Below are 9,696 nucleotides of genomic sequence, written 5' to 3' on the forward strand. Positions count from 1 at the left end.
AAATCTTTTTAAATGGGATTAACTGGAGTAAAAAGAACGGGCACCCAAGGCTTTCAAAAAGTAGTTTTTGAAAACGTTGTTGATACCCTTCCAGGAGGATTGATTCTCGATGTTAAAAAAGCGGATTATCCAAATGGATATGTACCTGAGGGTACTTTGGTGGGGCGAGATCCTGCAACAGGAATAGGCAAGGTGTTGACTGCTGTTGACGGGGCCATTAAGCCAATTGGTTTGACTCATCGAGCCTCAGAGGTATCTGACGGCGGCAATACGTTTGCAAATGGTGTAGTAATTAGCGGTACTGCTCGTATTAAAGCGTTACCATCGGTATTGCAGACTATTGCTGCTGATTTAGCTAAGGCCTTACCGCGTATCACCTTGGTGTAATTAACAGAATTTAAAACAAAACATAAAGTCATATAAATGATAAATGTACAAGAACTAGTGCCGGAATTCCGCAGAGCAGATGCGCAAGCTTATGTTGAGACGTATCCGTTTGAAACGCTTCAGTATCAGGCTGCATTCCCTTTGCAATTCCAGCCTACATTGAAATGGTCAGCTGTAGAGGCTCAATTTGGTGCTAAAGTAATGGCGTCAGTGGTTGACTTCAATAGCCGTGCACCTCGTTTTGGTCGCAATTTACCGACTAAAATTGAGGGTGATATGCCTAAGTTGGAGATTGCTCGCGATAAAGTTGAAACGGATTTCAATACACTTCGTGAATTGGAAGATGCTGTTCGCCGTCTGCCTTCTGGTCCAACACGTAGAGAGGCCGCGCAGCGCGTACTTGATTGGCATTACGAGGATCAAGTGTTTGTGCGTAACGGTGTTGAAGCGCGTAACGAATGGTTAGCTAAACGTATCGCATCTACTGGTAAATACAAACTTACACAGGTAAACAACGAGCAAGGCATCCAATCAATTGTTGATGTCGATTTCGCGATTCCTGCTGCAAATAATGTAAATGCTTCTGTAGACTGGAATAGTCCGACAGCTGACATTATAGGGGATATCAAAAAAATCAAGCGAATGGCCAAACTTGCAAACCTTCCTGAACCAAGATTCATGTGGTGTGAGCAAGAAACTATCGAGCAAGTTGCACAAAACCCAGGTGTTCAAAAGTTCACAGCTACTTATGTTGCTAATGCGTTAGGATTACAACAGGAACCTGGTATTGAAGAAATCAACCGTGCTTTACGTGCAAAAGGTCTTCCTGTTTTCAAAGTTTGGGAATCGGTAATGGTTCAAGAATCGAAAAATGGTAATCAGACCGTTGTAACCGGTTGGGAAAAAGGTGTTGTTACCTTCTCTGTTACTGAACAGTTAGGTAATACACAGCATACAACCTCAGCAGATGAGTATGTTGCAGCAGGGGTGGCTCAAAAAACCAAATCGGGCATCGTGTTAATCAAAACTTGGGGAGTAGAAGACCCTATTACTGTTATTACCAAAGGTACAGCTTACTGTACTCCAACCTTGAATAACAGCAAGTCTATTTTCTTACTTAAAACTATCCTACCAGGTGGCTAACGAAAACAAAAACGAGAAAGCCGGAGCTACAACACCGGCAACTCCTTCTACAGTAGAAGGGACTCAATCCACTGATCAGGCGCAATTAGATTTAGCGCCGAATACTTCAAATGATGAGGTCGAAAAGCTAAAAGCTGAATTGGTTGCTAAAGATTCAGAAATCGAATCTTTAAAAGCGGAACATAAAGCTTTCAAGGAAAAGTTAAAGCCTGAAATTGAAAAGATCCAATCGGAAAACGAAAAGCTAAAAGCTGAATTGGTTGCTAAAGATTCAGAAATCGAATCTTTAAAAGCGGAACATAAAGCTTTCAAGGAAAAGTTAAAGCCTGAAATTGAAAAGATCCAATCGGAAAACGAAAAGCTAAAAGCTGAATTGGCTAAAACCGGTAAACAGTCGAAAGCATCGAAATCAGGGGCAGCAAAGTTTGTCGTGGTTAGTGCGTTTCGGGGCAACCAAAAGGGTGAAGGTATTTTCGAAATCGATTCGGATGTATCCCACTTCGACGCCGATCGTTTAAAAGACCTTGTATCTCGCGAATTGGTTAAGGAGGTAAAGTAATATGACCAATAGAGAAGCGCTGTTAAGCGATATTAGTATCCGCGTAAAGCCTAACTCAGTGACGAAGGTTTTGATTGACCAAGGTGTCAATCCTGATGGCGAATACTTGCCACAAGACGAACAATGTAGGCGCGGGGTAGACCTTGCCTTAGCAGCGCTAATCTTGGTTTTATCGCTTTCCCCGGAATCCGTTAAGGAGTTGGATTACCAGCTTACCTCTCGCAGCATTGAGGGTCTTCTTAAAATTCGCAAAGGGATTTTGAAAAGATGGGGTGTTGAGGACGAAATGGATGATTCCGCAACGATAACAAGTATTTCTGACCTATGGTAGTACCAGAGCAATATCCCGATAGAATGGTGTTTGAAAACCAGCACGGAGAGCTAGTTGAGCTTGAATGCAGATTTAGACCATCAAAGGGCAATACGTTTGTCCAGATGAAAGATGGAACCGATGTGCAAGTTTCTTTTGACATTGCGTTTCCAGATGGTACACCGTCTATTTTATTGGGAACCGTCTTTAATGCGATTAACGAAAGAGGGGAGATCTTTATTTACCAGCAACAACTCCTTTCCTTTCATGTTGGAGCGTTTCACTGTTTGGGGAGGTGTTAAAATTTAAAGACTATGAATATAGGTTTACAAATTACAACGGACATGAACGCCTTGATGAAGGAGGTGGAAAAGGAGATCGAGAAGGAGACTATCAAACATTTGTCTGCTGTGTTAGAGCGTAGCGTTGAACTTGTACGCAACAAAATTTCTGAAGGTGGTGACGCCTACCAGGATCATACTGGGAATCTTAGAAGCTCTACCGGCTTTATAATTACCAAGGATGGTAAGGTGGTCCACAAGAGTTTTAAAGAGAGTCCAGTAGGAACTGACAAGCAAACAGGTCTCAGTGAGGGATTAAAATCAGCTTTGAGTGAGCTTCGTCCTTCACAGGGATATGCAGTTGTTTTGGTTTCAGGAATGGAGTATGCGAGTTGGGTTCAATCAAAAGGTTTTGATGTTTTAAGAGGTGCTTACATGGGACTTGACCAAATCTTACAGCAAGCATTTAATGAAATCGGCACAATTGAATAGGAATGGCAGATATGAATCTCAAGACAGCCATCGGGGCTATGGAAGATATTGTTGAGGTATTAGAGTTATCTGATACTGTGATTAACACCTCTTTGACAGGAGAGATTAGGCTAATGAACCAACGTCTTAATTCCGACAAAGAGGATATCGTTTTAAATACCATAGTGACGAATGCTGAACAGGTGACGGAAGGTGTTTTTAACATAAATATCCATGTACCAAATCTGAAGAATCAAAGTTCAGGAACACCGACTTCCCGTGATAACACTCAGCCAAACATTGCAAGAATGGAGGAAATAGGCCGATATGTGATGAATGTTGTAGATGGTTTTCGCGGGGCTGACTTCTTTTTGAATCTTGATTCTACCGGCGAGGTGATACCCAATGGCAACAAATGGTATTACAATATAGTAGTTCGCTATTTCTATTTACGTAAGGATAAAAATTAACTGAATAATTAACGGCCGTATGGTCATAATTTTAAAAATACTATGGCAGCAGTAACAGGTGTCGAAAGTTTGGAGTTCGCCCCAATAGGTGTGAACGGAGCCATCCCAACAACAGGTTGGGTAAAATTAAGAGATATTGAAGATGGAGGTATTACACTTAATATCCCCGAATTAGCAACTATTGATGTTCGAGTTGAAGATGTTGATGGTATTCGTTTTGTTTTAAAAGGAGACGAAGAGCCAGCTGCAATTTCTGGAGCATCGCTCGATATTTCCATCAGCAATGCAAATTTGCTTTTTAATGGGGTTGCTGGGGCTACAGGGGTCGAATTTAGTGCCAAAAATCGCCAAATTCACAATTTAGCAATCAGATTAACCTCGAAGCCATTTGAAGGTAAGAAAATGGTTTGGGTTGCTCCTTCAGCGGCAATATCTGCAGGTTTTAAAAACAATGTTGCTAGAGCAGGATTCTTAGCATTGAGCTTTACAGGAAAAACCACTACACCTTTAGATGGGACTGGTAGTCCAGTATCACCTTGGGGTTACAAGTTTGTAGACGTGACCCTTCCAGAAGGATAACAATTATTATTTCAATAGCCCGAAAGCCGAAGGTTAGGCGGTGAGTAGGGCTTACTTTCCTAACCATATGACAAATAAAGTACAAAAAGAGATAGTCTCAACTATCACTGGTGAGCGCTCGTTTCTAAAGAGAGTGAAAGTTCAGTATAAAACACGTTGGCAAAAATGCTTAAGTGCTATTTTTATTCTTCCCAAACACAAAGATATTTACACCGCTGATCTGTGGCCTGCTACGGTGTACAGATTGCTCGGCACACTAATCGACATAAAGGCCGAAAGAACGACGGACGATCGCGAGGTGTTTGAAATGCTGAAAGGCAATATCCCGCTCTTTATTGAGTTTTTGGCCGTTGGCATACACAATGCAGAGTCGGAGCCTCCGCAATGGCTGTATGAAGCCCTTAACTACCAATTTTCAAATTCTGAATTGTACGATGCTGTTTTGGAAGTCTACCGGAGGTTAGACGTCGAAACTTTTTTCGGCATTACGGGATCAATACGAGAAATCAGGGATCTAAACCTTACCCTGGATCCCACAGTCCCTGGGCATTCGTAGGTAATATCTGTAAGTATTACAGTTGGGATGAAAAGTCAGTAAAATGGGGTGTGTCATGGAGAAATCTCCTAATGTATAATGCTGTAATTCCCGATATGGATTCGGGTGAAGGTGGTTCTGTTGGAGATAGTTCAGGTTCAAAATCAGTTGGCGGTTCAATTTCCCTTTTTGATATAGGGAAAAGGATATCAGAAGGGAAAGGGGTTTAATATGAAAGGTTGGGGCACGGCATTAATCAAAGACATTAAGTCACGCGGCTACGTGGAGGTTAATGGCGTGCTATATCCGCCTAATTCTATTCAAGCCTTATCTATAGCCACAAAACCAAAGAAGCGCACCAAAGTGCTTAAAACAGGTGGCATCGACGATACCAGAAACATCAAAAACAAAGAGAAATACAATGATCCTTTTATTCAGTTCGTAAAGCAGGAATTAGGTATTGAGTTATGGCCTGAGTTTTATTTTTGTACTGATCGTCTGTTTCGCATAGATTATGCGATACCGGAGTTTAAGATAGCGATTGAACAGGAGGGAGGTATTTTCATGAAAGGCAATAGTGGTCATTCTTCCGGCACCGGCATTGCACGTGATATGGAAAAGAATAACCTTCTTGTCTCAATGGGATGGAGATTGATTAGACGGCAGCCCAGTGAAATGTTAACTATTGAAACAATAAGCCTGCTAAAACAGATACTATCTTAAAATGTTTGCCTTTGCTTTTTCGTACTCATTTATAAAATAGTTTTTGTGATGTTTAATTCAGTTGTTAGGTAAATGTAACTTAACTGAAATAATTCGGCTGTATACGGGAAACCGTAAGGTTTAAGAGTTACCGATGTTATCTTTAGTTAATCAATAATAAATTATTTTTCTATGAATTTTAAAAAGACAGCAGCTGCTTACAAACTGCAGCCTTACACAGGGACCATTACGATCGGCAAAAAGAGCTACAACTTCAAGAACAACTCCGACGTTTTTAAAATGCTTTACGATGATAAAAACGTAAAAGAGATAAAGTATGGTGGGCGTACTTTCAAAACAACATCGGATGCTAGTTTTGAATTTACTGAAGTTGTGTTTCAAGGTGTATTCTCTAGAAGAGAAGGCAATGTTACATATTATTGGATTAACATCTATGACATTTACGCATTGAATGAAGGATCAATTGCAGATGTGAAACCACTTGTATATGAATATGAATCAACTGATGGCGATTTACCTCATTTTGAAGAGCTAGTATCCGTACATGAAGCGTTGGATGCATCGAATTATGTTACTGACTATGTAATTTTAGATGATAAAATTGTTCCCAAATCGGAATCTTTGATTGAATCTACGGGGAAAGTTAGAACGGTTTCAGTTACGAAGGTGAGCTGTAATGTAAATGATGAGTTCTATAATGTAATTGGATCTACAAAAGACCCTTTGCCAGGAGAAGAAACGAGCTGGGTCGCTACCTGGGAAGCTGAATACCAAGCGGCGACAGGTTGTGAGGCAAATGGCAGTTCGCAACATGCGGTCCGCAAGGATCTGGTCGGTGGTCACGTGACATTTAATAGTAGTCCGGCAAGTTGGTTGGTTCCTCCTGGAGGCCAATGTTATTTGACACCAATTTGTAGGTCTCACAATGCTGACAGAAATAATACTAACCCCGCCAAAACACCAATGAAGTCAGTTCATACACAGGAGTTTTTGCATTTGGTTAAATACTTCTACAAAGTTTGATAGAATAAAAATCCAGCAATCAATTAGCCTTGGAGAATAAACAAGGTTAATTGGTTTTTGATAAGCGAATCAGTATACTTTTCTGAAAGTAAGGTTTTCCCTCAATAAGATCGGGACTTTTTCACTTTAGCAGCAGTTAAATCCTCGATCCTCTGCTTTGCAAAGAGGTGTTTTCTAATATTAGCGATGCTATTTACACAGCAAAAACATATTTGTTAAAATAATCTAAACCGCGAAGCTTAAAAAAATTCGCGGTTTTTTGTTACCTATTGTTTATATTTCAAAATTAGTTTAACTCATATTTTGAAATAAAATTATTTATTTGATTTTCAGTTTTTTGATATAAATCGGAATTATGAAAATCCGGATTTCTATAAATATAATTAATCAACATACCATTTTCTACAATTCTTGCATTATATGCCCTTATTTCATCTGAAGTTTGTTTAACATCTTTGCACTTATCTTTAATTTCTTTAATTTTTATTTTTTTCTCGTTTAAAACAATTGTTTTTATAAATTTCAAAACAACATCTTCCAATATTAAGTGTCCTTGTGCGAACAAATAACAATTGTCCGGGAGCAAACCTTTACTTTCTAAATAAACTTTAAATTTATCAATTTTATCTTTATGTTCTTTAAATTCTATTAGTAGAGGATTTAAATAATCTTTAACTCTATCAGACAAGCAAGTGAATGAGGAATGAAAATGATTATCGAAATCATCAAATATTTTAATATTACAAATATTAGTAAAATCCTTCCTCGAAAACCTTTCTGCCATTCCTATTGAATAAAGATATATATTCCATACTAATATATCATAAATCAATAAGGAGTATCGGTTTATAATGGAAGCGATATCAATTTTTAAATTTGTTTTATTAAGGCAAGAAAAACAAAACTGCTGTAGGCTCTCATGAAAACAATAAAGATTTTCAATTGAATATGAAAATGTTTGAAAAACAAAATCCGATGTATTTATTATTACTGAATCTTCGTTTGCCTCAGGAATTAAATAATCATAATCACTATCAACACAAACTATCAAATTAGGCCCTAAACTATTTTTAAAGTTTTTGAAAATATTTCCTTTACCTTTCTCATAGTGAGTTTTGTTGGGCAAACTTATATCAAAGACAACATTTTTTAAATTGAATCTATCTAAAATTTTATTCCAATGGGTAATATCGTAATCCGATTCCACATAAACTTTTATAGTTTTTGGATTATTCTTGGGGTTTAGAGCATTAAAAGCTTGAATTAAATCCGAATTAATTTTACTAGCTAATCCCTTCAACATACCTTAATATCTGCTATATTTACCACTTTATCAAACCAACCTTCCATTATCATTGCGGGCGAATGCGTTGCAATTATTAGTTGTGCATTGGGATTAAGCGTACTAATAATATTTATCAACTGTTTCTGCCAATCAAAATGTAAGGAAATTTCAGGTTCATCCATGAATATAATACTGCTCTTTTTATCTTGAAGTAGTACAGTTAATAAAATTAAAAGCAGCTGCTTCTCGCCAGAAGAAAGTTGATAAATAGTTATGGGATTGTTAGATTTTAAGAGCGTGAAGGACAATTCGTTTTTATCTTCATCTATTTTTTTTCCTGCTTCTCTAAAAAAGTCATTAATATATTCTTTGAATAATTCTATTTGGGAATAGGCATTTTTAATTGTATTCTTCACCTTTTTTGGGTTAGTCGCATAGCTACCTTGAACCTTCTTTGCTAGATTGAGTTGATAACTTAAATATTTTTTTTGTAATAGATAAAGCTCCTTATCTAATTCAGTTTCGACATCCTCGTCATAACTTTCGTCATCAAAAATGATAGCATTGTCAAAAGTGCTTATTATATCAATTTTGGTATTTAATCTAAAATCCTTTAAGTATGAAGAATCTTTTGTAATATTAAAACTAACTGATTTGATATTTTCTCCGTCCGTTTCTAACATCTTTCTTTTCTCATTATTAAGAGCGTCAAGCAACGTTTCATACTTAAAGTCTAAATCATCTAGGGGTTCTCCTAGTTTTGCGGAAGCCTCAATATCTGAAATATTCTTGGTGAAAAATTTATAGTGAAAAAATTGTGTGTCAGAAATATATATTTTTACTTCTTCAACAATTTTTTTTAATATCTCAGTTCTATTTAACATTAAGGATGATACAACATCCATAACTGTTGATTTTCCACTACCATTTATTCCCGACAATATGTTTATATCATTGTTTAGATCCCAAATGATATTTTCACTTTTATCTTTCCAGAGACCATTAATTACAACCCTTTTAATCCTATTCACTTTTTGAATTATTTAATAAATTTCGTTTCTAAATTGAAAAGAACAGGTGAATATACAAATATTTTAGTAACATATAATGTTCTATAAAAACCGTGCGGAAACGGGGAGGATCCCCACGGTAATAAACCAATTATTAACCTAAATTATGAAATGCTAAAAAATGGCAGCTTACCTGCCAGCATAGAGTTTAACCCCTGACGTTAACCTATTCTCTCAAGTCGATTAACACCTCCTGTGTTGTGGAGCGAACTGGAATCGAACCAGTGTTTTCATACCCTGCTACAAGTACGACGTCCTACCACTAGACGATCACCCCAAATGCTCGTCTTTCCGAGTTGTCATTGCGTTAAAACTTTGTGAACTCCGCAATCTCGGATTGGTTACCGAAGTATATAGTGGCAATGCGCACTGTGAACAGAGCCGGATTCGAACCGACATTTCCTAAATCGATGAATTTCACATCTTGGGTTTTTAAGCCATGCGGATATAACGCCATCTGTTCAACTAAGCAAGTGGGGTGTTATTGTATTTTAACGTGTATTACCTCAGGTGTTCGGGGCGATGTAATAGAGTCCAGAGCATCGATTTATCCTACTTGCACAGAAAAATAGATAATTCCGCCACCTTGCTATTTTTTAGTAAACAACACCTCCGGGCAATCAGGACTCTTAGTACCCTTGTTTCAGAATTTTGAAACCCTTCTTGCTTATACTTAGCTCAACCCAGCTCGTGGGTAGTGTTGTTTAATAGGCGGGACCGTTCATCCCCGCCTTTGTATTTTCCCAACCGACTACGTGTCGTTCGCTTCTCGCTATTGGGTTGTTTTTTATTCAAAGAACTATCGTACTGCAATTATATAAATAATATTAAAGTTAACCAAATGGTTAATTAATTTTTTG

The 9,696-nt window shown here is 37.7% G+C and carries 14 protein-coding genes, 1 tRNA gene and 1 pseudogene; 12 read left to right on the forward strand and 4 right to left on the reverse strand.

Annotation, left to right across the window (positions count from 1 at the left end):
• Window positions 1-12 precede the first annotated feature (12 nt).
• From B9Y69_RS10840 to B9Y69_RS10890, 12 genes are all read left to right on the forward strand, one after another.
• Window positions 13-387 (forward strand): hypothetical protein, encoded by a 375-nt coding sequence (locus tag B9Y69_RS10840; protein ID WP_085472955.1) that lies wholly within the window; start codon window positions 13-15, stop codon window positions 385-387.
• Window positions 388-423: 36 nt separating this feature from the next.
• Window positions 424-1,530: a major capsid protein gene (locus tag B9Y69_RS10845; RefSeq protein ID WP_085472956.1), complete on the forward strand. Its 1,107-nt coding sequence runs from the start codon at window positions 424-426 to the stop codon at window positions 1,528-1,530.
• Window positions 1,523-2,089 carry a hypothetical protein gene (locus tag B9Y69_RS10850; RefSeq protein ID WP_085472957.1) on the forward strand — a complete coding sequence of 189 codons (567 nt, stop codon included), beginning with the start codon at window positions 1,523-1,525 and terminating at the stop codon, window positions 2,087-2,089. Before B9Y69_RS10845 ends, B9Y69_RS10850 begins: the two co-directional genes overlap by 8 nt.
• Window position 2,090: 1 nt before the next feature.
• On the forward strand, window positions 2,091-2,420 hold the full coding sequence (locus tag B9Y69_RS10855) for a DUF6706 family protein (protein WP_085472958.1): 330 nt from the start codon (window positions 2,091-2,093) through the stop codon (window positions 2,418-2,420).
• Window positions 2,414-2,701, forward strand: coding sequence for a hypothetical protein (locus B9Y69_RS10860; protein ID WP_085472959.1), 288 nt, complete (start codon window positions 2,414-2,416; stop codon window positions 2,699-2,701). Before B9Y69_RS10855 ends, B9Y69_RS10860 begins: the two co-directional genes overlap by 7 nt.
• 12 nt (window positions 2,702-2,713) lie before the next feature.
• Window positions 2,714-3,172, forward strand: a complete 459-nt coding sequence (locus B9Y69_RS10865) for a hypothetical protein (RefSeq protein ID WP_085472960.1) — start codon at window positions 2,714-2,716, stop codon at window positions 3,170-3,172.
• Between the two features lie 11 nt (window positions 3,173-3,183).
• Entirely contained in the window at window positions 3,184-3,621 is a 438-nt protein-coding gene (locus tag B9Y69_RS10870) for a hypothetical protein (RefSeq protein ID WP_144036549.1), read from the forward strand.
• A 42-nt stretch (window positions 3,622-3,663) separates the two neighbouring features.
• A complete protein-coding gene (locus tag B9Y69_RS10875; protein WP_085472962.1) occupies window positions 3,664-4,200 on the forward strand; it encodes a hypothetical protein in 537 nt (178 codons plus the stop codon).
• A gap of 133 nt (window positions 4,201-4,333) precedes the next feature.
• Window positions 4,334-4,756, forward strand: coding sequence for a hypothetical protein (locus B9Y69_RS10880; RefSeq protein ID WP_144036550.1), 423 nt, complete (start codon window positions 4,334-4,336; stop codon window positions 4,754-4,756).
• Between the two features lie 50 nt (window positions 4,757-4,806).
• Window positions 4,807-4,965 carry a hypothetical protein gene (locus B9Y69_RS19195; RefSeq protein WP_159451836.1) on the forward strand — a complete coding sequence of 53 codons (159 nt, stop codon included), beginning with the start codon at window positions 4,807-4,809 and terminating at the stop codon, window positions 4,963-4,965.
• A gap of 1 nt (window position 4,966) precedes the next feature.
• Window positions 4,967-5,458 (forward strand): hypothetical protein, encoded by a 492-nt coding sequence (locus tag B9Y69_RS10885; protein ID WP_085472964.1) that lies wholly within the window; start codon window positions 4,967-4,969, stop codon window positions 5,456-5,458.
• 171 nt (window positions 5,459-5,629) lie between these two features.
• Complete coding sequence (locus tag B9Y69_RS10890) at window positions 5,630-6,481, forward strand: hypothetical protein (protein WP_085472965.1); 852 nt, start codon at window positions 5,630-5,632, stop codon at window positions 6,479-6,481.
• 286 nt (window positions 6,482-6,767) lie between these two features.
• Here the strand turns inward: B9Y69_RS10890 and B9Y69_RS10895 are convergent, their stop codons facing one another.
• The 4 genes and pseudogenes from B9Y69_RS10895 to B9Y69_RS19200 form a co-directional block, all read right to left on the reverse strand.
• A complete protein-coding gene (locus B9Y69_RS10895; protein ID WP_085472966.1) occupies window positions 6,768-7,784 on the reverse strand; it encodes a DUF4435 domain-containing protein in 1,017 nt (338 codons plus the stop codon).
• Entirely contained in the window at window positions 7,778-8,797 is a 1,020-nt protein-coding gene (locus B9Y69_RS10900) for an ATP-binding protein (RefSeq protein ID WP_085472967.1), read from the reverse strand. The genes B9Y69_RS10895 and B9Y69_RS10900 overlap by 7 nt, the downstream gene beginning before the upstream one ends.
• A 240-nt stretch (window positions 8,798-9,037) precedes the next feature.
• A pseudogene (locus B9Y69_RS10905) lies at window positions 9,038-9,113 on the reverse strand.
• 95 nt (window positions 9,114-9,208) lie between these two features.
• Window positions 9,209-9,299: transfer RNA gene (locus B9Y69_RS19200), tRNA-OTHER, on the reverse strand.
• Window positions 9,300-9,696 lie beyond the last annotated feature (397 nt).

The sequence above is a fragment of the Sphingobacterium psychroaquaticum genome (assembly GCF_900177625.1).
GTDB classification, from domain to species: domain Bacteria; phylum Bacteroidota; class Bacteroidia; order Sphingobacteriales; family Sphingobacteriaceae; genus Sphingobacterium; species Sphingobacterium psychroaquaticum.